Source organism: Bacillus sp. P4_D3, from assembly GCF_056401855.1.
The window spans coordinates 13693-36699 of record NZ_JBFUIN010000002.1 but is presented as its reverse complement, the minus strand read 5'-3'; the positions used below and the strand labels follow the sequence as shown (position 1 = coordinate 36699).

Below are 23007 nucleotides of genomic sequence, written 5' to 3'. Positions count from 1 at the left end.
CAATTTACTAGGTGTGATGGTATTTATTTTCTTTTGTGCATTTATTGTATTTATTATTGATATTACGATATGAAAAAAGAGCGCTAATTAAGCGCCCTTCTTTTTTGTATTCATTTGATAAGCACCGATGCTTTTGAATAAGCGTGGTGAAGTTGTAAATAAAAGAATTAGTAATACAGTACATAGTATGAAAGAACCGATCATTGTACTGCCGTTTACAATTAATGAATATAAGACAGCTGATTGTCCTTTAGGTGCATATTGACCAAAGAAAATAATACCAGCAATAAAGTGACAGAAATAACGTGCAAAGCTGCCGACAAATGTGGCAAGGATAATGTAAACGAGTGCTTTTTTTCCTTTGTTTTGTTTTGGTTTATCTTTGCGACTACCAAAACTTGAATGCTTTGCATCACTGTTGTCTGAGGCAAGTGCTTTTTGAATTGGACGATAGAATAAACCAGCAAAGCCGATAAAGGAAAAGGCAATGAAGTACTCAATGAATGCTTGAACTGGCGTTAAAATGTAGGCATTACCTACGACGATTTGTAAAAGTCCCCAAATTAAGCCTCCTAAGGAAGCCATTTTGAAGCCCCAGCGGTATGCAATAATAAAAATAGGAATCATAGCAAATGAGATGGAACCGCCTGTTGGAAGTTTAATTGATAATGGTAAAATGTCGATAATCAAGGCGAAGGCTGCAAGAATAGCAGATTCGATCATCGCTTGTAAATTGGTGTTACGCATGTTGTTTCCCCCTAAATCCAAGTTGCACAAAAAAGAACATTATCATAGGAGGATACGAAATACGTAAATAAAAAAGAGGTATGTATTTCGGACGTTTGCACAATCCCTGCGTTAGCATTAACTAACAGGTTCAAAGGGTCGGAACGAAATGTTCCCTCTCAGCGGTAAGGCTCCCCCTGCGATAACGAGATTCTTTATTTGTTATTGTTTATTGTAATTGAAATGGATGAGAATGGCAAATATACCGTGTATGACAATTATTGAAATATAATTGTATCGAAATGTTAATAAATATGAAGCAAAAAGATATAGTCCAAGTGAAATAGAGTATGATATAATTTTTTTGAAAATAATTATCATTCTCTTCTGAGGGGGAAGGTTATGAGCTTAGTAGATATTAAAATTGGTGAGAAAGTGTTAGTAAAAAGTATTCAGTCGTTAGATCAGTTATTAAAGCGTAGACTAGCTGCTTTTGGTCTTGCGGAAGGAAGCGAACTTCGCATAAAACAGAAAGCGATGTTTAAAGGTCCTTGTACATTGGAGTGTCGTGGGCAGTTAATTAGTATTCGTCATTGTGACGCGAAAATGATAAAGGTGGAATTAGCGTGAATAAGGTTGCTTTGCTAGGGAATCCGAATACAGGGAAAACATCATTATTTAATGCACTGACTGGTTCTTATGAGTATGTAGGAAACTGGAGCGGTGTAACAGTAGAAAAGAAGGTTGGTAAATTAAAAGATAAGCAAGGAACATTAATTGATTTACCAGGCGTCTATGATTTGAATCCAGTTTCACGTGATGAAGGTGTCGTTACGAATTTTCTACTAACAGACGAATTTCATCATATGTTAAATATAGTGGATTCTTCTCAATTTGAGCGGAATATGCATTTAACATTGCAATTACTTGAATTTGGTAAGCCCGTTTCAATTGGTTTAAATATGGTTGATGTGGCAAAGCAAAGAGGAATTGTGATTAATGTAAAACGGTTATCAGAAATATTAGGTGTAACAGTCGTTCCTGTCATCGCAAGAACCGGAAAAGGCTGTGAAGAATTACTTACTACTCTGCATGAAGAGAAACAAAAAGAGAAAAAGCCATTCATTATTTCATATGGTGTACAAATGGATGAAGGAATTGGAGAGATAATCGCTCTTTTAGAGACAGCGAATTATGAGCATCCGAGATGGTTAGCCCTACAATTTCTAAGCAATAACGAAGTAGTAGAAAAAGAAATGAAAGCACTACCAATTTATAAGGAACTTATAGCCATTCGATCTCGTTTAGATGGAAAACTTGATTGTACGTTGGAGGAGCACATTTACAAGACTCGTGAAGCGTATATTGAAAAGTTAAAAACAAATGTTATGCAGCATGAGAAAGAAGGAAAAATTCCTTTTTCGGAAAAAATCGATAGGTTAATTACACATAAAATTTTAGGACTTCCAATCTTTTTAGCAGTTATGTTTTTTATTTTTCAGGTTACGTTTACGTGGATTGGTACACCTTTATCGGATATGCTTGATGGATTTTTTGGAGGACAACTTACTGATTGGGTTACAGCTGGGCTCACAAGTGTTGGCGCTTCTGATTTTATTCAAGCACTCGTTACAGAAGGTATTATTGCTGGCGTTGGTGCGGTATTAGTATTCGTTCCACAAATCTTTGCACTATTCTTCTTCATTTCATTATTAGAAGACTCAGGATATATGGCACGAATTGCAGTTGTTATGGATAGAATTATGGAGTTTTTCGGTTTAAACGGAAAAGCGTTCATTCCGATGATTATCGGCTTTGGATGTAACGTTCCAGGTATTATGGCAGCGAGAACGATTGAACAAGAAAAAGAACGTTTACTTACAGTTCTTGTAACACCATTTATGTCTTGTTCAGCACGTTTACCTGTATATGCATTATTTGCGGGAGTGTTCTTCCCTAATAGTCAGGCAACTGTTGTGTTCTCTTTATACATTGCAGGTATTGTTCTTGCGTTACTTGTTACAAAAATTATGTCTCTTACTATTTTAAAAGCGGAAAAATCTATTTTTGTCATTGAACTACCACCTTACCGTGTGCCGCAAGCGAAAACGTTATGGCTGAGCACGTGGGAGAAAGGTAAAGGATTTGTTCGTAAAGCAGGTACATTCATCTTCGGTGGTTCTGTTGTCATTTGGTTATTAAACTATGCAGGTCCATCAGGATTTGGTGTTGATATGGGAGACAGTTACTTAGCAATGATTGGTGGATTTATCGCACCACTATTTGCACCGCTCGGCTTTGGAACGTGGCAAGCTGCAGCATCCCTTTTAACAGGATTTTTAGCGAAAGAAGTTGTCGTTTCTACAATGGCAATTATTTATGCGGTTAAAGAAGATGTGCTAGGAAATGTAATGGGAGCACATTATACGGCGCTATCAGCCTATGCATTTATGTTCTTTATTTTATTATATGTTCCGTGCTTAGCGACAGTAGCTGTTATTAAACGTGAAACAGGATCGATGAAATGGACAGTTTTCTCTGTCGTTTATCCGCTCGTTGTTGCTTATGTATTAACGCTCATTATATACCAAGTTGGATCCTTACTCGGATTCTAGAAGGAGATGTATTGCAATGATGGTCAATATTATAATTGGAGCTATCATTTTTGGTTATGCAGCATATACGTTAGTTAATTTTGTAAAGAGAAGTAAAAAAGGAAAATGCGCAGCATGCTCTTTAAGTAAGTCATGTCAGTCACAAACTTGTAGTCCGGATATGGAGCAAATTGCCCATAAATAGAAAAAAGCTTTGCGAATTTCGCAAAGCTTTTTTTATTATTTAATTTTAACTAATTGAGCTTCTTCTGCTGCTTTTCTATGATCAGCCATTTCTTTTTTAGGATCTTTATTCATTTTTAATACACCGACAGATTTTTCTTCTCCTGTTACTTTTCCATATGCAGCATCATCGACGATTGCAAACATATCTGTATAAGAACGACCATCACCGATAATTGTATTACCTTCATATTTCAATTTTTTACCATTAATTTCGGCGTTTTCTACTTTTTCTTTCGCAAATAATACACCTTGTTCGACTGTTACTGCTGGTAATTTATCAATTGCTTTTGCATCGTCTTTTTCTACTTTCTTAAGTAGTTCTTTCTTCACTAACTCTTCACCAGTTTTCTTATCCATTACAAGTACTTTTTTACCTTCTAATGTCGCAAGTTTCATTTTGTATGTGTTCTTTTCTTTTATGTCAGATCTATTTTTATCAATAATTGAATTCACTTGTTGGTCACTACCGTAAGCAACGATACCGTTTGCTTTTTCTCCTAATAAAGAACAACCTGATAATGCTCCGAATGAAATTGCTGCTGCTAACCCGATTCCTACTAATTTTTTCATGATGATTTCTCCTTTTTATATGTTTTATAGTAAATACAGTTTCTGTATTAGTCCTTACATTATGAGAAGCTTTTTTGTTATTCCGTTGCTTCTGGTATTAGTGTATAAGAAATGTTGAAACGTAACTATCGAGTTAGCTTACAGTAACATTACAATTATGYAATTTAGTGAAATCGCGCAAATATAAGTTGATTTTGGAGACAGAAATAATAAGGATATAGTAGGAATACAATATTATATCTGGAATGTCATATTATATTGGCTGTATTTTGGAAATAACATGTAAGGACATCTTAGTTTTGTTATAATAAACACATAGGTTGTAAAAATGAATATTCTTACTGAAAAGGGAGATTTTTAATTTTCCAAGTAGTGAATTTGAAATATGAGGTATATCATAGGAGGAATTTGGATGTCTGTATTTAAACGATTAAGAGATTTAACAATGTCGAATGTGTATTCATTAATTGAAAAAGCTGAAGATCCAGTTAAGATGACGGATCAATATTTACGCGATATGCAAGCGGATGTACAAGAAGCTGAGAAAAGTGTAGCAGCTCAAATCGCACTTGAGAAGAAATTCAAAATATTATTTGAAGAGCAAGAAGCACTTGTGAAAAAACGTGAAGAGCAAGCACATATGGCTGTTCAAGCTAGCAACTTAGATCTTGCGCGCCGTGCTCTAGAAGAAAAACAAAATGCAGAGCAAAAGATGAATGAGTATAAAGCAAGCTATGAACAAAACAAAGCTGCTGCTGATAATCTTCGCCTTAAGCTAGAAGAAATGCGTAAGCAATTAACAGAGCTGAAAAATAAACGTGAAACACTTGTAGCGCGTGTAAATGCAGCGAAAGCACAAAAGAATATTAATCAGGCGATGTCTGGATTCGATTCAAATTCAGCAAAAGCTGGTTTAAGCCGTATGGAAGAGAAAGCACTTCAATTAGAGGCTGAAGCAGAAGCAAGCGGTGAAATTTACAAGAAAGAAAAGTCGTTAGATGATGAATTTGCAAGCTTAAACAAAAATTCTGTTGTTGACGATGAATTAGCTCGTATTATGAAGCAGTACGAGAAATAATATAGAATAGACAAAGAAACCGACATGTCTGAAGAGGATTCATGTCGGTTTTCTATTACTATTTTAGAGGAGGTTTTGTAATGACGTGGATGAATGTTTTAGCTATGCTTGTATGGACTGGAGCGAGTGCGGTACTTTTATTTGCAATTATGTGGGTTGATTCGATTTTTACAAAATACAATGATTTAAAAGAAATAAAAAATGGAAACACAGCAGTGACAACACGTTTCGTTATGAAATTATTCGCTCAAGGATACATTTTGTCACAATCGATTACGAAAGCAAATGATTTATGGCAGGCGCTTCTTGCCTCAGCAGTTTCTTTCGTTATTTTATTAGTTGTAGAAATGTTCATTGAGTTTGTGTTAAAGAAAATGTCTGGTTTAGATTTAGAAGAAGGAACGAAAGAAGGCAGCGTAGCACATGCGATGTTAGCTGGTTCATTACATATCGTTGGTGCACTTATTTTAGGTGCTTGTTTATAAAGAGAAAAGGAGGGGTAGATTGTGAGCTTATTTAAACGTATTAAAAATATAATGAAGAGCCCAGAGCCGCCGAAACCAGAAAAGAGTCTCTTAACGTTAGCTCCTGGAGATATGATTGAAGTGTCGTTAGTCATGTACGAATTAACTGGGAAAACGAGCATGCATTCTCGCAAGGAAATTGTTTTAACTTTACAGGACGGGAAAGATATTCGTTATTTAAAAATTGAAGACCGTGAAAATACGTATTACAAATTGTATACACCGATTGATGGTCGTTTAGATTCAATTGATGAAATTCCGACGACGATTGAAATGGATGATATAGAGTATCATATGGAAGAACAATATAATGGACGTGTTGTTGTTATGGGGAAAACGCCATTCGCTGCTTCAGAAGAACAGTATGTATGGGAATTCCAGTCTGACAACCGCAAATTATTACGTGTTGAATGGCAAAATGGTCGCACAATGATGTATGAGGGAGAAGCAATTATTCCTGCTGATGTACAAATCATAAGAGCAACATAAGGGGGGCGTAATCATGTCAAACCGATTGTTTACCATGATTAAATCGTTCGTGATCCCTATACTTGCTATCGTTACATTACTTGTTATTGCCGGCTATGCTTTATCGGGCTGTCAAAGTGGTCAGGCGAAGTCAATTCAGGATCGTTATCCGCTAGAGTCTGTCGCAAAGGATGGTAAACAAGAATCTTACGTGTATAGGGCTGCCAATCGGTCAGTTCCTGAAGTCGCAAAGGAACTTATAGCCGAAAGGAAACCGAAGCAAGCATCTAAAGAAGACGAAAATCAAATGTTCCTCGTTTATTCTGATAAAATGTATAATTTGCAAAAGGATAAAGAGAAACCATCCGATACGTTAATTGAAATAAGTAATGAAGAATTTGTCCGTCAAAATTACCAACCATCCTTCTTACAAGGATATATTATGGGGAGTATATTAAACGATATATTCGGTTCACGAAAATCATCATACGGTGATTATCGCGGATATAACGACAGACAAAATCATAAACCGGTTATCCCGGAAAGACCACCTACGAAAGAAGAAAAGAAAACCCCACCTCCAATTACGAAGGAAGGGAAAGGATCTATTATTAAGCGAGGCGATAATGTAGATCCGAAATCATCTGTAGGTGATAAAGGGAGTATTACGGAAAAAGGAAGTAAAACGACGCCTCCGCCTTCTACCGGAAGCAAAGGAACAATCACGAAAAATCCAGGTGGCTCGAGCGGATCTGATGTGAAGCCGAAATCATCTATTAAAACGCCACCAAAGAATACGTCTCCCCCGAAAACAAGGGTTGGCGGTTCAGGGAAAATTTCGAAGAGAAGATAGTAGAGAGACCGAGAAGTGGAATTTGCTTTTCGGTCTTTTTTTATTATGGAAATTAATTTCTTGTAGCTGGTACAATTAAGGGATAAGGAGGGGGTAGTATGACTATGTATAAATGATTTAGTTTGATTATGTTCCTCGTATTATTCCTCGGTTTGTTTATTAGTACAACGATGAAATTTCACTTTGTAGTAGGTATTGTATGGATACTATGTACATGTACTCTATTTCTATATATTCCGCTGCGCTTTCAAGATGAAGTGACTGCCTTTCAAAAATACGTAGCATGGATTAAAAGCGGAGGAAGATGGGGGGAGTAAAATTATATCAGCGATTTTTGRAATATATCGACTTACCGACAAAAACTGACAACGGTAGTAACTTAATAATAAGAAGAGGCTGTGCCCAAATGTTGGCACAGCCTCGTTTTTCATAACGATTAATGAATATCATGCTTCTTGAAATTACCGCCTTTTACTTCTGCTACGTCATACACTGTAATAAAGGCATTTGGATCAATTTCATGAATAAGTTCTTTCATTTTACTTTCTTCTAAACGGTTAATTACACAAGAGATTTCTTTAAATTTCTCTCTTGAATACCCACCATAAACTTCATTGTATGTTGCACTTCGACCTAAACGATCACGAATTGTTTCTACTATTAATTCAGGTTCTTTTGTAATGATTTTAAACGTTTTAGAACCACTTAAACCAACTTCAACAATATGAATTACTTTAGAAGCGATAAAGTAAGCAATCGCCGAAAGGATAGCTCCTTGAAGACCAAATACTGTTGAGACAAAAATAAAGACAAACATATTTAAGAATAAGATAAGATCACTTGTTCCAAATGGTAACTTTCTAGAAAGTAATACGGCTAGCATATCGATTCCATCTAATGCCCCGCCATTACGTAATGCTAGTCCCATACCAAAACCGATAATAATACCACCAACAACAGTAATTAAAAGTGTATCGCCCTCAATAATTGTTGGTACTCCGTGCATGAGAACGGTACCTACTGCTAGTGAAGCAATCCCGATAATAGAATAAAGTGCAAAGCTTTTACCGATTTGTTTATATCCTAACCAAACGAAAGGGATGTTAACGACTGCGATTAGAAGACCTAATGGTAATCCGAATAATCTTGAACTAACGATACTTAAACCAGTTACACCACCGTCGGATACGTTATTTGGAATTAATACAGCTTCTAATCCGTACGCTGTGATAAATGCCCCAATAATAATCATCAAAGCTTTAAAAGCGATTTTTAGCTTATTGGGTTTGTTTTTCATAATTCTCTCCATATAATTTCCTCGTTTCAAACTAGTTTCGTATTTGTTACATAATTCACATCTAAAGTTCATTCTAACATTTTATTTGAAAAAATTCTCCTTTAATGGATGTATGCAGGGAATATTATCACCATATTACCATTAAAATATTTTTGGAATTCGTATAAAAAATCCCATCCGTTCAAAGGATGGGAGGTTGTTAAGAAAATATAAAACTAACTACTGTTAGGAATAAAGAGAATCCTAAAATAGTTCCGCACACTTTCATATGTCGTTTACGTCCCATAACGACGATTGCAACATATTCGCGAATCATTGCGTTAGGCCAGTAATAAAATGCTGTTTTTGATCCGATTCCTTGGCTATTCAGACTGGCTTGTTTTGCATATATACCGGCGCGGAAAAGATGGAAATTATTCGTTGTAAAGATACTTTTATACTTACCTTCAGGTTTTAATGAATCCATAATTTCTTTAGAGAACGACATATTTTGATATGTGTTTACAGAGCGATTTTCTTGCACTGTATGTTCAAGAGGAATTCCTTTTTCAACCGCATAATTTTGCATCGCTTCTGCTTCAGGAAGCCCTTCATCTGGACCTTGTCCACCAGAGAAAATAATTGTTGGTGGTGTATTCACAGCTGCTTGTTTCCAATAGAAGTCGATAGCTTTATTAATACGACTTGCAAGTAAAGGTGGCACTTTGTCATTAATTAAGCCGCTACCAAGAACGATGATGAAATCTTGATTACGTCTCGGTCTATTGAATTGGTATAGAAAATAAGCGCTTAAGAAGTTAGATAAATGTATAAAGAAATACATAGTTATAAGAGAAATACCAGCAAAAATAAATTGAAAGTGTGTTGAGACTAAACTTGCTGGATTTATGATAGGGAGTAGCATAAAGAATAAAATCCCTAAAGCTGCAATTAAAGTTAAAGAGTTTGTAAAGCGTCTTCCTTCACGCTTCATCAAGATTCTCGCATTAAGAAATAGCCCAAACATTAAAGCGACTATAGCAAAAGGTATCATTACAATTAGCGCTATCATGGGAATAATAACGATAAAATGTAAAGCGTTATTACCAGATGCAAACGAGACGACTGCACAAAATAATAGAAAAGAACAGAAAAAGGCATTAAATAAAAAGCCATTTATTATTTTTCGCGGATCTTTTAAGTAAGAGATAAGAAAAATAATAAACAATATAAGAGGAATAATTCCAAAATACATAAATATAGTACACCTCAATTTTTATGATGTTTTTATTGCACCCCTAATACTACATGATTTTGAAGTTATTAATAATTAAAATAACGATTTAGAATTTTCTCAATAAACGATATAGATAAATATGATAAAATGTATTCAAAGCGATATATTAAAAGTAAAATGGTTTAGAGGGCACTCTGTAGAGTGTCTTTTTCTTTGAAATATGTAATTTTGCATATTTTGTTCCTTTTTAATGAAAGAGGATTAAAATATAAATTGTGGATACATGCTATAAAGCAGAATTGTATACAAACATTAGCCTCTACTCTTTTTGTATCTAACAATCTTGTAACGATTCATGATTCTGTTTTCTAGTGTGTGTTTACGAAAAGTGGGATGGGCTGTATATAAACAGGGGAAAGGGCGTCTTTTTAAAAGGCGCCTTTTTGTTGTTTAGTGTAGATAGTTATCACTGTTGATATAGTGGAAAATATCTATACTAAACATTAGCAATCTTCCGTATAAAGATTATCAATTTACTATATATTCCAGCGGTGTTAAGCTACATATGAAAGGCTTTCTTTTTCAAAATATTACCCCTAATAAAATTTTGAAGAAGTCAACTGTCTCCAAACTAGCTATTCATGGTATGAGAAAAAGCACTCTTCTGAGTGCTTTTTCTCATATAAATAAGCTATTTTTATAGGCATTTTTCATACACTGAAAGTAACGAAATGAAAGTAGGTGACAAAATGCCAGCTATTGTTGAAGGTGTTATTATTGAAAACTGTAACGGTACAATTAACTTAGGTGATAAATATAACGTACATCCAATTGAAAAAACGAAAGCTTATAATGGATCGGGATCTTCAAATACCGGATTAAATGTGAGGACATTCAGTGGTATTAGTACGGCAGATGTAACGGATAACGATGTGTATGACCAAGTAATTCAATCTACGTTATAATTTTTATATGTAAAATTGCATAAAGTGATGTGTTTGCCCTGTGATATAATTTAGCTGTGAGCTGTTAGTGATACTTCTTTATCATAGTTGTTAGATTAGAAATGTAACATCGCATCGGAAATCATACGTATAAGAAAAAAGACACTTCGCTCGAAGTGTCTTTTTCATTTTAGTGATACCCTTTAGCAGAGTCTTTATGAATTTTATTTTTAAATATGCTGTAGCTCCAAAGCTGATATCCAATAACGATTGGTACCATGACGATTGCAACGAAGAACATAATTTTCAAGTTTAATTCACTACCGGCTGCGTTATATAACGTTGTACTGTATGCGTCGTTAATACGTGATGGTAACATTCTTGGGAACATACCTGCAAAGCCAGTTGTCATAAACATTGCGATTGTTAAGCAAACGAATGTGAATGCAAGGCCAATTTTATGTTTGTACACCATAATAAGTGCGAGTACACTCATTAACATTGCAAGTACTGGAAGAATGAATAGTACAGGATATTCCGTGAAGTTTTGGAATAAATTTGTACGATTTGCAGTTGCGACATAGAAGATAGCTAAAATGATAGCAGCTGCCATTGAAAATGGTCTTGCGATTTTATAAGCACGATCAGATACTTCGCCAGTTGTTTTAATCATAATCCAAAGGGCACCAGATACGACGAATATAGTAGTGAAGAAAAGACCACCTAAAATACCATAATGGTTTAATAAGCTAAGTAAATTTCCTTCATAACCGTTTTTTCCGATTTGCAGCCCGTAATACAGGTTAGCGAATGTAACACCGAATAAGAAGGCGATTAGGAAACTACCAATTGTAAATGCCCATTTACAAGTTTTTTGCCAAATTGGTGAATCGTCTTTATGCATAAATTCAAGTCCAGCGGCACGAGCGAATAGGGCAAATAATACTAAAAATAGTGGTGTATACAGGTAACTAAACATATTTGCATATGTGATTGGGAAGGCAGCAAATGTTGCGCCACCAGCTGTAATTAACCATACTTCATTACCACCCCAGAACGGACCAATAGCTTCTTGTAATTGATTTCGTTCTTGTCGGTCTTTCGCAACGAATGGGAAAATCATCCCGTTACCGAGTGCGTAGCCATCAAGAATGAAGTAAACTGTCCAAATTACGCCCCATAAACCGAACCAGATGACTGCAAGCATATCATGAGACATGAGCTGTACCTCCTTCAGTAGCAGGTTCTTCTAATGCAGCTGGTCCTTTTTTCGCGAACTTCAGCATTAAGTATACGTCTGCAATTAAGAGTAAAGTGTAGAACAATATTAAACTAATTAATGAGAACCAAATTTGTGGAACTGATATAGGTGACACAGATTCTGCTGTACGCATTAGTTTATAAACTGTCCACGGTTGACGACCTACTTCAGCAACAATCCAACCAGCGTTAATTGCAATATAAGGAAGTAAGACAGACCACATTGTAATTTTTAAATAACGTTTTGAGTTTTCTAGTTTTCCTTTTCGGTTTAAATAGAAACCGAACCAAGTTAATGCCATAAAGAACATGCCAAGTGCCACCATTAAGCGGAAGCTATAGTACACGAGGTTAACGTTTGGACGATCTTCTTTCGGAATATCTTTTAAACCAACAATTTCTCCATCAAATGAGTTTGTATAGAAGAAACTTCCGAGTTTTGGAATAGTAAGGAATTCAAAGTTCTTTTCGTTTTTCACATCAGGAATTTGAATGATTGAGAAGCCTTGTCCTTTTCCAGTTTCCCAAACAGCTTCCATTGCAGCTCCTTTTGCTGGTTGATACTTAGCTGCTGATACACCGGATTGATGTCCCATAAAAGGTGTAATAGTTGCTGCGAATAACCCTAACATTAAACCAAACTTAAATGATTTTTTGAAGAATTCCACTTCATTTTTACGTAGTAAGTGATATGCACTAATTGCCATAACGAAGAAAGCACCGACAATATAACAACCAATTACAGTATGGAAGAACATATTCCATGCATATGGATTTGTAACAAGAGCCCAGAAGTCATTTAATTCAGCGCGGCCATTACGTATTACATAGCCAACAGGATTTTGCATAAAGCCGTTTGCTGTAATAATCCAAAGGGCAGAAATATTTGTTCCAAGTGCAACCATCCACATACAGAAAGCACGGAACTTTGGTGAGATTTTGTCTTTACCGAATAACCATATTCCCATGAAAGTAGATTCTAAGAAAAAGGCAACAAGTGCTTCGATTGCAAGAGGTGATCCGAAAATATCTCCCATATATTTGGAGTACTCAGACCAGTTTGTTCCAAATTGGAACTCCATCGTAATCCCGGTTATAATCCCCATTACGAAGTTAATTGTAAATAATTTACCCCAGAAATTTGCCATTTTGCGGTATGTTGGATTCAATGTGCGGGCGTATTGAGTTTCCATACATGCTACTAAAATAACAAGTCCGATTGTCAAAGGTACAAATAAAAAGTGATAAAAAATAGTAATTGCAAATTGAAAACGACTCAGTAACAGAACGTCGGACATAATAAATATTCACTCCTTTTTTACATTATCTACAATCAGTTTATAGTGAAAATAGGAGTAAGGTATGTGAGAGTTGTTACAAAGCTGTGTGTATATTTTGAAAGAATTATGTCGATTATCTGAAAGTATTCGTTTTTTACTATAAAGCAATATCCTTTTTGAGTTTTTCATATTTTGGTACACTATCTATGTAGTGTAAATGAGAGAAAAGAGGGTTTTTACTATGAAGTCATTAGACGAGATTTTGCAGTACAATGAAAAATTCGTTGAAGAGAAGAAATATGAAGAGTTTGTAGCTGGGAAATTTCCAAATAAAAAAATGGTAATTATCTCTTGTATGGATACACGTCTTGTTGAATTATTACCGAAAGCAATGAATATGCGTAACGGTGATGTGAAAATTATTAAAGTAGCAGGCGCGGTTATTTCGCATCCATTTGGAAGTATTATGCGTAGTATTTTAGTTGCTGTATATGAACTTGGTGCTGAAGAAGTATGTGTTGTTGGTCACCACGATTGTGGTATGGCAAAAATTCAAGCAAGCAGTACGATCGAAAAAATGAAAGAGCGCGGTGTAACAGAAGAAAAATTAGATACACTTCGTTATTCTGGAATTGATTTAGAACAATTCTTACGAGGGTTCTCTAGTGTAGAAGAAAGTGTAGAACATAGTGTATCAGTACTTCGCAACCATCCGTTACTTCCTGAAGAAGTGCCTGTTCACGGTCTTGTTATTCACCCTGACACAGGAAAATTAGATGTAGTTGTGAATGGCTACGACAATTAAGAATTTACTTTGTCATCCTTTTTATCTGGGACAGGATCAAATCCTCCTGGATGGAAAGGGTGACATTTTAATATACGCTTACATGTAAGCCAAAATCCTTTGAAGGCACCGTGTTTTTGAAACGCTTCTAATCCATAATGAGAGCAAGTCGGATGAAAGCGGCACGTTGGCGGTGTCATCGGAGAAATGAACTTTTGATAAAAGCGTATAATACCGATAAAAATCTGTTTCATAATGGTCTCCTTTTCAGCATAGTCTTAAAGTATTATAGCACGACCGTACATAATTCTTTACTAATGTCGATTTCCGTTATATCATATTGGATATAACGGAATTAAAATAAAAGCGGGAGAGATGTTGTATGCCATCAGTAGAAAGCTTTGAATTAGACCATACGATTGTAAAGGCGCCTTATGTAAGACATTGCGGAGTCCACAATGTAGGTAGTGACGGTATTGTAAATAAATTTGATATTCGTTTCTGCCAACCGAATAAACAAGCAATGAAACCAGATGTTATTCATACGTTAGAACATTTATTAGCATTTAATTTACGTAAATATATTGATCGTTATCCGCATTTTGATATTATCGATATTTCACCAATGGGCTGCCAAACAGGGTATTACCTTGTTGTAAGCGGAACACCGACGGTTCGAGAAATCATTGATTTATTAGAACTAACATTAAAAGATGCGGTTCAAATTACAGAAATTCCAGCTGCAAATGAAACGCAGTGTGGCCAAGCGAAGCTTCATGACTTAGAAGGAGCACAACGCTTAATGAACTTCTGGTTAAGCCAAGATAAAGATGAACTTGAGAAAGTGTTTGGATAAAAAAGAAAAACTGCCTGTGAAAGGGCAGTTTTTTATTTTGTAAAAGAAGAAAATGCATATAAGGAAGAAATTGAAGTAGAAGAACAACGATTTAGTGGAGTATGGATTTCCGATTAGTACATTTCCTTTACAGTATAAAAACATTAGAAAATGTACTAGTAGATCCAGGCTGCATAACCACTATTTTTGATACAGATGTATTGGCCAAAGTCGGAATAAACAATAATTTGTGTTTGTTATGTGACAAGTATATCCAGTCGTTGACAGAGGTGCAATAGTATGTTAAAAATAAAGAAAGCGTTTACAACTAAAAGGGTTGTTACTGTTCGGCAGGCAAAACCTAAATTTGTATAAGGATAACTCGAACGTTATTCTTATGTGCAAATTTAGGTTTTTTTTATAAAATTTTGCCTGAAATATAAAAAACCAAGGACGAGTGCGAATGGAAATAAAAAAAATTTTAAACAATAATGTCGCTATTACGCATAATGAGTTTAAACAAGAAATTGTCGTTATGGGAAAGGGGTTAGCTTTTCAGAAGAAAGTAGGAGAAACAATTGATGTTTCGAAAATAGAGAAAACATTTGTGCTAGAGAAGCATGGAGTTTCTGAAAAGCTTGCAAAATTATTAGAAGATACGTCTGAACTCTATTTAAATATTTCTTCAAAAATTATAAACTATGCGCAATCTAAGCTTGCATACAAATTGGATGAATATTTATATGTTGCGCTAACGGATCATTTAAGTTTCGCAGTTAGTAGATATAAACAAGGTATACAGCTCAAGAATGCACTGCTATGGGAGATTAAAAAATATTATAAACAAGAGTTTCAAATTGCGCTACAGGCATTAGATATGATTGAAAATGATATAGGGATTCGCCTTGGAGAGGATGAAGCTGCTTCCATTGCTTTGCACTTAGTGAATGGTCAATTAGCTAGTGATAATATGGCTTCTGTCGTGCAAGCAACTGAAGTGGTGAATAACATTTTGAATATCGTTAAATATCATTTTCAAATAGAAATGGATGAAAACTCGGTTAATTATGAACGCTTTTTAACACATCTTCGTTTCTTCTCGATACGATTTACTCGTAAAGAACATGCTGTCGAAGGTGATGATCAATTTCTTTATGAGCAAATACAGTTGAAGTATCAATCGGCGTTTCAGTGTAGTCAAAAAGTGAAGCTCTATTTACAAAACGTCTATAATTGGAGTGTTTCAAATGATGAAATTGTCTATTTAACTTTACATATTCATCGGGTGACCTGTCGACATGCATCGAATTGTACGTTAGATGAGGGGAAAATCAGATAGCTGTTATTTATAAACTACATATTACTTAGAGGAATGTTACCAATATGGGCATAACCTGAGTCAACCTGAGCATGCAGCTTATTTGCGTGTATGCTCAGTTGGACTCAGGTTTTTTATTTACAAAAATGCGATAGAAAGTGGGGATAAATATGAAATATGAACAATTAGCAAAAGACATTATTGAAAATGTTGGCGGTAAAGCAAATATTATTAGTGTTGTTCACTGTGTAACACGCCTGCGTTTTCAATTAAGAGATGAAGGAAAAGCAAAGACAGACGTTTTGAAAAATATGGAGGGGATCGTTACTGTTATGAAAAGTGGTGGCCAGTATCAAGTTGTTATTGGAAATCACGTACCTGACGTCTACCAAGCAGTGATGACAATTGGTGATCTTCATACGTCAGTACCTGACGAGGCTGATAGTAAGAAGAAAGGGGTATTTAATCAATTTATTGATGTAATTTCTAGCATATTTACTCCAATTCTTGGTGTTTTAGCTGCGACAGGGATGATAAAAGGTTTAAACGCTCTTTTGGTAGCACTAGGATGGTTAAGTAATACATCTGGAACGTATCAAATATTAAATGCAATTGGAGATTCTTTATTTTACTTCTTCCCAATATTCCTTGGTTATACAGCGAGTAAGAAATTTGGCGGGAACATTTTTATTGGTATGGCAATAGGTGCGTCGTTAGTTTATCCGGCACTTTCTGGATTAACAACAAGTAAGCCACTTTATACATTATTTGCAGGGACGATGTTTGAATCACCTGTTCATATTACGTTTTTAGGAATTCCAGTTATTTTAATGAGCTATGCATCATCAGTTATTCCAATTATTATCGCAGCGTATGTAGGTGCGAAGGTAGAGAAGATGTTTAAAAAGTTAATTCCAGACGTTGTAAAAACGTTCTTAGTACCGTTCAGTACATTACTTCTTGTTATTCCAATGACGTTTATCGTTATTGGACCGATTGCAACATGGGCGGGGCAGCTTTTAGGGCAAGGAACGATTTGGATGTATGAATTAAGCCCAGTAGTAGCAGGACTTTTCATTGGTGGATTCTGGCAAGTGTTTGTTATGTTTGGTCTTCACTGGGGATTGATTCCAGTATCAATTAATAATCTTACTCTTATGGGAGCAGATCCAGTTTTAGCGCTTATGTTTGGAGCGTCATTCGCACAAATTGGTGCTGTTTTAGCAGTTTGGTTGAAAACGAAGCAACAAAAACTAAAATCACTTAGTATTCCAGCTTTCATTTCTGGTATTTTTGGTGTCACTGAACCAGCGATTTATGGGGTTACACTTCCACTAAAAAAACCATTTATTATGAGTTGTATTGGCGGAGCGATTGGCGGAGGAGTTTTAGGCTTTGCAGGTTCAAAAATATATATGATCGGTGGCTTTGGAATATTTGGTATACCGACTTATATTGATCCAAAAGCAGGTATTACGATGGGATTCTGGGGACTTATTATTGCTATTGTTGTTTCTTTTGTATTTGGATTTATTCTTACTTATTTATTTGGATTCGATAAAGAAACAACGGCTACAACAGTTGATGAAGCAGCAGCTACAACAGTTGATGAAGCAGCAGCTACAACAGTTGATGAAGCAGCAGCTACTTTAAAGGAAATGAATCGTAAAGAAGTTGGATCGCAAAATGAAAAAAATAGTATTACTAGCCCGTTTGAAGGAAAAGTAATCGATTTGTCTAGTATTAAAGATGCAGCCTTTGCATCAGGTGCGATAGGAAAAGGAGTTGCAATTGAACCTTCTATCGGTAAATTATTTGCACCAGTTTCAGGAACAGTTTCAGCACTATTTCCAACGAACCATGCGATTGGGATTGTAACTGATTATGGAGCAGAATTGTTGATTCATATTGGGATGGATACAGTTCAACTTGGTGGAAAACACTTTTCTTCACACGTTGCACAAGGAGATCGTGTAGAGAAAGGCCAATTGCTTATTGAATTCGATATACAAGGGATTCAAGCAGCAGGATATGTTGTAACGACACCGGTAGTGATAACGAATACTGATAAATATGATGTAGTAGTAGCGGAAGCAAATCCAATCAAAATTGGTGAGAATTTAATCGAAGTAATTAGTAAATAAAAGAGAAGCTTATATAAAACTATTATTTTCAAATTATATAGTAGAGGAGTGCTAGATATGTTAAATAATAAATTTCCGAAAGGTTTTTTATGGGGCGGAGCAATTGCTGCGAATCAGGCTGAAGGAGCGTATTTAGAAGGTGGAAAAGGATTAACAACGGTTGATTTATTACCAACGGGGGAAAAGCGTTGGGAGGTTATGGCCGGGAGCCTTAATTCCTTTAAGCCGAGTGAAGGAGAATTCTATCCTTCACATGACTCAATTGACTTTTATCATCATTTTAAAGAAGATATTGCTTTATTTGCAGAGATGGGATTCAAATCGTTACGTGTATCGATTGCTTGGACGAGAATTTTTCCAAATGGCAATGATGAGACTGTAAATGAAGCTGGCTTACAGTTCTATGATGATTTATTTGATGAATTATTAAAATATAATATTGAACCAGTAGCTACGATGGCTCATTTCGATGTCCCTGTACATTTAGTTGAGGAATATGGGGGCTGGAGAGACAGAAAACTTGTACACTATTTTGAGAAGTATGCGAAAACTATTTTTAATAGATATAAAGATAAAGTGAAATATTGGATGACGTTCAATGAAATAAATATGCTACTTCATTTACCATTTGTAGGTGCAGGTCTTGTATTTAAAGAGGGAGAGAATAAAACACAAATCCAATATCAAGCGGCACATCACCAGCTTGTTGCAAGTGCACTGGCAGTGAAAGCTTGTCATGAAATTATACCTAATGCCAAAATCGGATGTATGTTAGCGGCAGGAACTGTATATCCACATACATGTAATCCAGAAGATGTTTTCAATGCAATGGAAAAAGATCGTGAGTCCTTCTTCTTTATTGATGTTCAGGCTAGAGGAGCATATCCAGGATATGCGAAGAGATTCTTTAAGGATCATAAACTAGTAATCGAGATGGAAAAAGATGATGAAGAGATTTTGAAAAAGTATACAGTTGATTATATTGGATTCAGTTATTACTCAAGTAGGGTAACAAGTACGGATTCAGAAGTATTAAACAGTATGATAAATGGAAATGTATTTGGTTCTATTGAAAATCCTTATCTAGAAAAATCAGAATGGGGATGGACTATTGATCCAAAAGGTTTTAGGATTACAGCAAATCAGTTGTATGATCGCTATCAAAAGCCTTTATTCGTCGTTGAAAATGGTCTTGGGGCTGTTGATGAGGTTACTTCTGAAGGTGAAATTCATGATGATTATCGAATTGAATATTTAGAAAAACATGTTATAGAAATGGCTGAAGCAATCGAAGATGGAGTAGAAATTATAGGGTATACAAGCTGGGGACCGATTGATATTGTCAGCGCATCGACTGGCGAGATGAAAAAGCGTTATGGCTACATTTATGTTGATAAAGATAATGAAGGAAACGGATCGAAAAAGAGAATAAAAAAGAAAAGCTTTGATTGGTATAAAAAAGTGATTGAATCAAATGGAGAAAATCTTAACTAAAAGACTATGAAATTTAAAGTTATTTTCATACAAATAGATTAAAAAAAGCTGAGGAGTGAATTGTAATGGAAAAGCAAACAAAAAGATTTCCAGAAGGATTTTTATGGGGGGGAGCTACTGCTGCTAACCAAATGGAAGGCGGATTTTATGAAGGTGGAAAAGGATTAAATATTGCAGACGTTTTACCTGGTGGAAAAGGACGCCTTAAAATATTGCAAGATCCTGGTTTTAATTTTGAAATTGATAAAACAAAGTACGATTATCCGAACCATGATGGTATTGATTTCTATAACCGTTATAAAGAAGATATTGCCTTGTTCGCAGAGATGGGATTCAAATCTTTCCGTATGTCTATTGCATGGACAAGAATTTTCCCAAATGGTGATGAACTAGAGCCAAATGAAGAAGGTTTAGCTTTTTATGATCGTGTTTTTACAGAGCTAGAAAAGCATGGAATTGAGCCTGTTGTAACAATTTCTCATTACGAAATGCCAGTGAACCTTGTTAAAACATATGGTGGTTGGAGAAATCGTGAAGTGATTGGCTTCTTCGAACGATATGTAAATGCTATATTGAATCGTTATAAAAATAAAGTGAAATATTGGATGACATTCAATGAGATTAATAGCGGATTAATCATGCCAATTATGGGACTTGGATTCTCTATCAACAAAGAAGAAGATAAATATGGGCCAACATTCCAAGCGTTCCATCATCAATTCGTTGCGAGTGCACTGGCAGTGAAAGCTTGTCATGAGATCATTCCGGAATCACAAATAGGTTGTATGATTATATATGCTCCAGTTTATTCATATGATTGTGATCCACAAAATGAGTTATATGCACTTCAAGAAGAGCGTTTATTTAATTACTTCTGTGCGGATGTTCAAGTTCGTGGTAAATATCCAACGTTCATTCAATCCTATTTCAAAAAACATAATATTGAATTAGACATTCAAGAAGGTGACTTAGAATTAATTAAAGAGCATACAGTAGATTACATCGGTTTCAGTTATTACATGTCTCGTACGGAGAAGCAAGAGAAGACTGAGCAAGAAAAGGCGCAAGGAAATATTATGTCAGGTATAAAAAATCCATTCCTTAAAGCAAGTGATTGGGGATGGGAAATTGATCCGACTGGCTTAAGAATTTCATTAAATAAATTGTATGATCGATATGAAGTGCCACTTTTTGTTGTTGAGAATGGTTTAGGTGCTTATGATAAGGTAGAAGAAGACGGTACAATTAATGATGATTACCGAATTAACTATCTACGTGAGCATATGATAGCAATGAGTGATGCGATACAAGAAGATGGAGTAGAAATGATGGGATATACAAGCTGGGGATGTATTGATTTAGTGAGTGCTTCCACAGGAGAGATGTCTAAACGCTACGGTTACATTTATGTTGATAAGCATGATGACGGAACTGGAACGTTAGAGCGTAAAAAGAAAAACTCATTCTTCTGGTATAAAGATGTTATTAGTTCTAATGGAGAAATACTTTAATACTTTCATAAAAAAAGAAGAGCAGGAATGCTCTTCTTTTTTTATGAAAGTATACTAGACACCCCAACATATAAAATAAAGGCAGAACCGAGAAAATAAACAAATGCTTTTGTTTTTTACCGCTCTTTTATTTCATCAATTCCAAAAAGGATAAACATAATACTTAAAAGGATAAATACGAATGGTAAAAGCATAGAGAAGTTTGCAAAGAGGTTAAGTAGAGCGAGAATAAGAGCGATAGTAGCTATTATAATTCGAAAGTTTTTTAACATGAAATCCTCCTTAGTAGAAGTATTATTATCGAGAGACAAGAATAAGAATGACAATAATTAAAGTAAAGACGCCAGAAAAGAAAGAGAGTGTACTATTTACTTTATTCTGTTTCTGTTTCTCCTCTGCACTTATGATGAAAGTCATAATAGATAAGGCAATAAGCATATAGGGCATCGTAACAAGTGGGTTTCTAAACATTCCATATAGAGCGAGAGCGATGACGATGAGTGCGGATATAATACGAAATACTTTTAGCATAATATTCTCCACCTTTTTTGTTTAGATTATCCTCAAATTTATTACCTGTTCGACAAAGCCAAATTGGTGAAAGGTAATAGTCAGTAGGTGATTAAAAGTACATTTTACATGTAGAGAAAGTAGATCGATATTAAAACGAAGAACATAAGAATAGAAACGAAAAAATACGGAATACTCATTGATTTTCGTCCGGATTTCAGTTCATTAATTCCTAGAAGAATAAAGGAACAAATGAGAGTAAATTGTATGTACGGGAGAAGGGTGAAATTATCGGTAATAAGAGAATAAGTGCAAAGAGAGAGTATGATAAGCGTGAAAAACATGAGGAAAATCCGTAATCCAGTTAACATTGTATACCTCCTTTAAATAGACTATTTACCGGAATATTTCTGAGAAGCCAAGTAATAAAGCAGCAGCGCCAGCTATGAAAGCAAGTGTGCCACTAGATTGTTCTATGCTTTTTTATTTCTTCTAGACCTATAGTGAAAGCCATCAATCCTAAGGGAATAAACATGTAAGGTATAATGTCTCTGTTGCCGCTGATAAAACTATAGATTGCTATAGATAAAGCGATAAGTGAAAAAGTAATTCGAAATCCTTTTAACATAAAGGATCCTCCTTCTTTTTTATTTGCTCAATTGCGATGAGAAACATTAAAACCCCTAATAGAAATTGTGAAAGTGGTAGAAAGTTATTTTGAGCTGTATAGAGCCCAATTGCCGACATAATTATCACCGTGAGTGCGATTACGATACGAAGTATACTATGAGTTCTCCTTATTATCTTTCGAGTAAGGATTATCTTCTGGTTTATCAACGGAATGTTTATATGCGTAACCTTTATTGATCGTCATAACGGAGAGTACTAATACGATCAGTACGATTATAATGCCAATAATTAATATTTTGAGCATGAAATCCCTCCTTTTCTTTATTTTACATAATTTTGTAATTGATGAAAACAATAGAAATTAAAAGGATGAAAGAAGGGTGTTACATGGAGCATAAAAAAACATATTATATATCAGTTGGAAATGGTCAAATTTCACAAGTGAAGACGGCGGATACGTATAATTTTGAAATTTACGCAAATGACGAAGAGATTACGGAGTTAAGAGAGTATTTTGATCAAGCGTATGAAGAGGACTTAGGTTCGTATGTACGCTCCCACGTGCCATTCGTTGAGTATCATCACGATTCGAATAATGATCGATATGATGAACAACTACAAAAAGCATATAAAATGATTTATGATCTAGGGAATCATGAAACGAAAGAATTAGTCGCGCAAATGGGAATAATCAATGGATTGTAATTGGATAATATTATGCAGAA

General features: G+C 35.2%; 25 protein-coding genes, 2 pseudogenes and 1 riboswitch. Of the genes and pseudogenes, 16 read left to right on the top strand and 11 right to left on the bottom strand.

What is annotated here, in order from left to right; all coding sequences use genetic code 11:
- Positions 1-87: 87 nt before the first annotated feature.
- Positions 88-747, bottom strand: a complete 660-nt coding sequence (thiT, locus tag AC1DTM_RS00655; RefSeq protein ID WP_131232047.1) for an energy-coupled thiamine transporter ThiT — start codon at positions 745-747, stop codon at positions 88-90.
- 85 nt (positions 748-832) lie between these two features.
- A riboswitch (TPP riboswitch) is annotated at positions 833-934 on the bottom strand.
- Positions 935-1128: 194 nt separating this feature from the next.
- On the opposite strand from thiT, the gene AC1DTM_RS00650 reads away from it, so the two are divergent.
- Genes AC1DTM_RS00650 through AC1DTM_RS00640 form a run of 3 tightly spaced genes read left to right on the top strand, consistent with a single transcriptional unit; the run spans position 1129 to position 3525 of the window.
- Positions 1129-1356 carry a FeoA family protein gene (locus tag AC1DTM_RS00650; RefSeq protein ID WP_000060510.1) on the top strand — a complete coding sequence of 76 codons (228 nt, stop codon included), beginning with the start codon at positions 1129-1131 and terminating at the stop codon, positions 1354-1356.
- Positions 1353-3341, top strand: coding sequence for a ferrous iron transport protein B (gene feoB / locus AC1DTM_RS00645; RefSeq protein ID WP_002160102.1), 1989 nt, complete (start codon positions 1353-1355; stop codon positions 3339-3341). Before AC1DTM_RS00650 ends, feoB begins: the two co-directional genes overlap by 4 nt.
- Before the next feature lie 16 nt (positions 3342-3357).
- Positions 3358-3525 (top strand): FeoB-associated Cys-rich membrane protein, encoded by a 168-nt coding sequence (locus AC1DTM_RS00640; protein WP_000989601.1) that lies wholly within the window; start codon positions 3358-3360, stop codon positions 3523-3525.
- Positions 3526-3560: 35 nt separating this feature from the next.
- Here the strand turns inward: AC1DTM_RS00640 and AC1DTM_RS00635 are convergent, their stop codons facing one another.
- A complete protein-coding gene (locus AC1DTM_RS00635; protein WP_088099604.1) occupies positions 3561-4136 on the bottom strand; it encodes a lipoprotein BA_5634 family protein in 576 nt (191 codons plus the stop codon).
- Positions 4137-4548: 412 nt separating this feature from the next.
- On the opposite strand from AC1DTM_RS00635, the gene AC1DTM_RS00630 reads away from it, so the two are divergent.
- The 5 genes from AC1DTM_RS00630 to AC1DTM_RS00610 all read left to right on the top strand — a co-directional run bounded on the left by AC1DTM_RS00630 (position 4549) and on the right by AC1DTM_RS00610 (position 7376).
- A complete protein-coding gene (locus AC1DTM_RS00630; protein ID WP_002015754.1) occupies positions 4549-5214 on the top strand; it encodes a PspA/IM30 family protein in 666 nt (221 codons plus the stop codon).
- A gap of 80 nt (positions 5215-5294) precedes the next feature.
- Positions 5295-5699, top strand: a complete 405-nt coding sequence (locus AC1DTM_RS00625; protein ID WP_000220084.1) for a DUF350 domain-containing protein — start codon at positions 5295-5297, stop codon at positions 5697-5699.
- A 21-nt stretch (positions 5700-5720) separates the two neighbouring features.
- A complete protein-coding gene (locus tag AC1DTM_RS00620) occupies positions 5721-6227 on the top strand; it encodes a DUF4178 domain-containing protein (protein ID WP_000051748.1) in 507 nt (168 codons plus the stop codon).
- A gap of 13 nt (positions 6228-6240) precedes the next feature.
- Positions 6241-7059: a DUF4247 domain-containing protein gene (locus AC1DTM_RS00615; RefSeq protein ID WP_016106460.1), complete on the top strand. Its 819-nt coding sequence runs from the start codon at positions 6241-6243 to the stop codon at positions 7057-7059.
- 128 nt (positions 7060-7187) lie between these two features.
- Positions 7188-7376: a hypothetical protein gene (locus tag AC1DTM_RS00610; protein WP_082187254.1), complete on the top strand. Its 189-nt coding sequence runs from the start codon at positions 7188-7190 to the stop codon at positions 7374-7376.
- 119 nt (positions 7377-7495) lie between these two features.
- Here the strand turns inward: AC1DTM_RS00610 and AC1DTM_RS00605 are convergent, their stop codons facing one another.
- Positions 7496-8368: a YitT family protein gene (locus AC1DTM_RS00605; protein ID WP_016106459.1), complete on the bottom strand. Its 873-nt coding sequence runs from the start codon at positions 8366-8368 to the stop codon at positions 7496-7498.
- A gap of 187 nt (positions 8369-8555) precedes the next feature.
- Complete coding sequence (locus AC1DTM_RS00600) at positions 8556-9590, bottom strand: YdcF family protein (protein WP_078173918.1); 1035 nt, start codon at positions 9588-9590, stop codon at positions 8556-8558.
- Between the two features lie 713 nt (positions 9591-10303).
- Here AC1DTM_RS00600 and AC1DTM_RS00595 point away from each other — a divergent pair.
- Positions 10304-10537 carry a spore germination protein gene (locus tag AC1DTM_RS00595; protein WP_002015747.1) on the top strand — a complete coding sequence of 78 codons (234 nt, stop codon included), beginning with the start codon at positions 10304-10306 and terminating at the stop codon, positions 10535-10537.
- Positions 10538-10706: 169 nt separating this feature from the next.
- On the opposite strand, the gene cydB is transcribed toward AC1DTM_RS00595, so the two are convergent.
- Both cydB and cydA read right to left on the bottom strand, forming a co-directional pair.
- Entirely contained in the window at positions 10707-11735 is a 1029-nt protein-coding gene (gene cydB / locus AC1DTM_RS00590; protein ID WP_199715452.1) for a cytochrome d ubiquinol oxidase subunit II, read from the bottom strand.
- Positions 11725-13074 (bottom strand): cytochrome ubiquinol oxidase subunit I, encoded by a 1350-nt coding sequence (gene cydA, locus AC1DTM_RS00585; protein ID WP_016106456.1) that lies wholly within the window; start codon positions 13072-13074, stop codon positions 11725-11727. The genes cydB and cydA overlap by 11 nt, the downstream gene beginning before the upstream one ends.
- A gap of 223 nt (positions 13075-13297) precedes the next feature.
- Between cydA and AC1DTM_RS00580 the strand changes: the two genes are divergently transcribed.
- Positions 13298-13861 (top strand): beta-class carbonic anhydrase, encoded by a 564-nt coding sequence (locus AC1DTM_RS00580; protein WP_002160110.1) that lies wholly within the window; start codon positions 13298-13300, stop codon positions 13859-13861.
- On the opposite strand, the gene yidD is transcribed toward AC1DTM_RS00580, so the two are convergent.
- Entirely contained in the window at positions 13858-14094 is a 237-nt protein-coding gene (gene yidD / locus AC1DTM_RS00575) for a membrane protein insertion efficiency factor YidD (RefSeq protein WP_002112460.1), read from the bottom strand. The two genes, AC1DTM_RS00580 and yidD, sit on opposite strands and share 4 nt — an antisense overlap.
- A 128-nt stretch (positions 14095-14222) precedes the next feature.
- On the opposite strand from yidD, the gene luxS reads away from it, so the two are divergent.
- From luxS to AC1DTM_RS00550, 5 genes are all read left to right on the top strand, one after another.
- The gene (gene luxS, locus AC1DTM_RS00570) at positions 14223-14696 is read left to right on the top strand and encodes an S-ribosylhomocysteine lyase LuxS (RefSeq protein ID WP_001141371.1); all 474 of its coding nucleotides are present in this window, start codon (positions 14223-14225) and stop codon (positions 14694-14696) included.
- Between the two features lie 442 nt (positions 14697-15138).
- Positions 15139-16014, top strand: a complete 876-nt coding sequence (gene licT, locus AC1DTM_RS00565) for a BglG family transcription antiterminator LicT (RefSeq protein ID WP_088079550.1) — start codon at positions 15139-15141, stop codon at positions 16012-16014.
- A gap of 149 nt (positions 16015-16163) precedes the next feature.
- Positions 16164-18137: a beta-glucoside-specific PTS transporter subunit IIABC gene (locus AC1DTM_RS00560; RefSeq protein ID WP_088099602.1), complete on the top strand. Its 1974-nt coding sequence runs from the start codon at positions 16164-16166 to the stop codon at positions 18135-18137.
- 57 nt (positions 18138-18194) lie between these two features.
- A complete protein-coding gene (locus tag AC1DTM_RS00555) occupies positions 18195-19631 on the top strand; it encodes a 6-phospho-beta-glucosidase (protein ID WP_088099601.1) in 1437 nt (478 codons plus the stop codon).
- Between the two features lie 65 nt (positions 19632-19696).
- Entirely contained in the window at positions 19697-21142 is a 1446-nt protein-coding gene (locus tag AC1DTM_RS00550; protein WP_016106452.1) for a glycoside hydrolase family 1 protein, read from the top strand.
- Positions 21143-21183: 41 nt separating this feature from the next.
- Here the strand turns inward: AC1DTM_RS00550 and AC1DTM_RS00545 are convergent.
- The 4 genes and pseudogenes from AC1DTM_RS00545 to ytzI all read right to left on the bottom strand — a co-directional run bounded on the left by AC1DTM_RS00545 (position 21184) and on the right by ytzI (position 22586).
- A pseudogene (locus AC1DTM_RS00545) lies at positions 21184-21414 on the bottom strand (YczI family protein).
- 25 nt (positions 21415-21439) lie between these two features.
- Positions 21440-21673 (bottom strand): DUF3953 domain-containing protein, encoded by a 234-nt coding sequence (locus tag AC1DTM_RS00540; RefSeq protein WP_002199049.1) that lies wholly within the window; start codon positions 21671-21673, stop codon positions 21440-21442.
- 375 nt (positions 21674-22048) lie between these two features.
- A pseudogene (locus AC1DTM_RS00535) lies at positions 22049-22280 on the bottom strand (YczI family protein).
- Positions 22281-22436: 156 nt separating this feature from the next.
- A complete protein-coding gene (ytzI, locus tag AC1DTM_RS00530; protein ID WP_002112449.1) occupies positions 22437-22586 on the bottom strand; it encodes a YtzI protein in 150 nt (49 codons plus the stop codon).
- A gap of 83 nt (positions 22587-22669) precedes the next feature.
- On the opposite strand from ytzI, the gene AC1DTM_RS00525 reads away from it, so the two are divergent.
- Entirely contained in the window at positions 22670-22987 is a 318-nt protein-coding gene (locus AC1DTM_RS00525; protein ID WP_002112448.1) for a hypothetical protein, read from the top strand.
- Positions 22988-23007: the final 20 nt, after the last annotated feature.

Coding starts and splice junctions, on each gene's coding strand:
- thiT (WP_131232047.1), bottom strand. CDS start 747: ATGCGTAACACCAATTTACAAGCGATGATCGAATCTGCTATTCTTGCA.
- AC1DTM_RS00650 (WP_000060510.1), top strand. CDS start 1,129: ATGAGCTTAGTAGATATTAAAATTGGTGAGAAAGTGTTAGTAAAAAGT.
- AC1DTM_RS00640 (WP_000989601.1), top strand. CDS start 3,358: ATGATGGTCAATATTATAATTGGAGCTATCATTTTTGGTTATGCAGCA.
- AC1DTM_RS00635 (WP_088099604.1), bottom strand. CDS start 4,136: ATGAAAAAATTAGTAGGAATCGGGTTAGCAGCAGCAATTTCATTCGGA.
- AC1DTM_RS00630 (WP_002015754.1), top strand. CDS start 4,549: ATGTCTGTATTTAAACGATTAAGAGATTTAACAATGTCGAATGTGTAT.
- AC1DTM_RS00625 (WP_000220084.1), top strand. CDS start 5,295: ATGACGTGGATGAATGTTTTAGCTATGCTTGTATGGACTGGAGCGAGT.
- AC1DTM_RS00615 (WP_016106460.1), top strand. CDS start 6,241: ATGTCAAACCGATTGTTTACCATGATTAAATCGTTCGTGATCCCTATA.
- AC1DTM_RS00610 (WP_082187254.1), top strand. CDS start 7,188: ATGTTCCTCGTATTATTCCTCGGTTTGTTTATTAGTACAACGATGAAA.
- AC1DTM_RS00605 (WP_016106459.1), bottom strand. CDS start 8,368: ATGGAGAGAATTATGAAAAACAAACCCAATAAGCTAAAAATCGCTTTT.
- AC1DTM_RS00600 (WP_078173918.1), bottom strand. CDS start 9,590: ATGTATTTTGGAATTATTCCTCTTATATTGTTTATTATTTTTCTTATC.
- AC1DTM_RS00595 (WP_002015747.1), top strand. CDS start 10,304: ATGAAAGTAGGTGACAAAATGCCAGCTATTGTTGAAGGTGTTATTATT.
- cydB (WP_199715452.1), bottom strand. CDS start 11,735: ATGTCTCATGATATGCTTGCAGTCATCTGGTTCGGTTTATGGGGCGTA.
- cydA (WP_016106456.1), bottom strand. CDS start 13,074: ATGTCCGACGTTCTGTTACTGAGTCGTTTTCAATTTGCAATTACTATT.
- AC1DTM_RS00580 (WP_002160110.1), top strand. CDS start 13,298: ATGAAGTCATTAGACGAGATTTTGCAGTACAATGAAAAATTCGTTGAA.
- yidD (WP_002112460.1), bottom strand. CDS start 14,094: ATGAAACAGATTTTTATCGGTATTATACGCTTTTATCAAAAGTTCATT.
- luxS (WP_001141371.1), top strand. CDS start 14,223: ATGCCATCAGTAGAAAGCTTTGAATTAGACCATACGATTGTAAAGGCG.
- licT (WP_088079550.1), top strand. CDS start 15,139: ATGGAAATAAAAAAAATTTTAAACAATAATGTCGCTATTACGCATAAT.
- AC1DTM_RS00560 (WP_088099602.1), top strand. CDS start 16,164: ATGAAATATGAACAATTAGCAAAAGACATTATTGAAAATGTTGGCGGT.
- AC1DTM_RS00555 (WP_088099601.1), top strand. CDS start 18,195: ATGTTAAATAATAAATTTCCGAAAGGTTTTTTATGGGGCGGAGCAATT.
- AC1DTM_RS00550 (WP_016106452.1), top strand. CDS start 19,697: ATGGAAAAGCAAACAAAAAGATTTCCAGAAGGATTTTTATGGGGGGGA.
- AC1DTM_RS00540 (WP_002199049.1), bottom strand. CDS start 21,673: ATGCTAAAAGTATTTCGTATTATATCCGCACTCATCGTCATCGCTCTC.
- ytzI (WP_002112449.1), bottom strand. CDS start 22,586: ATGCTCAAAATATTAATTATTGGCATTATAATCGTACTGATCGTATTA.
- AC1DTM_RS00525 (WP_002112448.1), top strand. CDS start 22,670: ATGGAGCATAAAAAAACATATTATATATCAGTTGGAAATGGTCAAATT.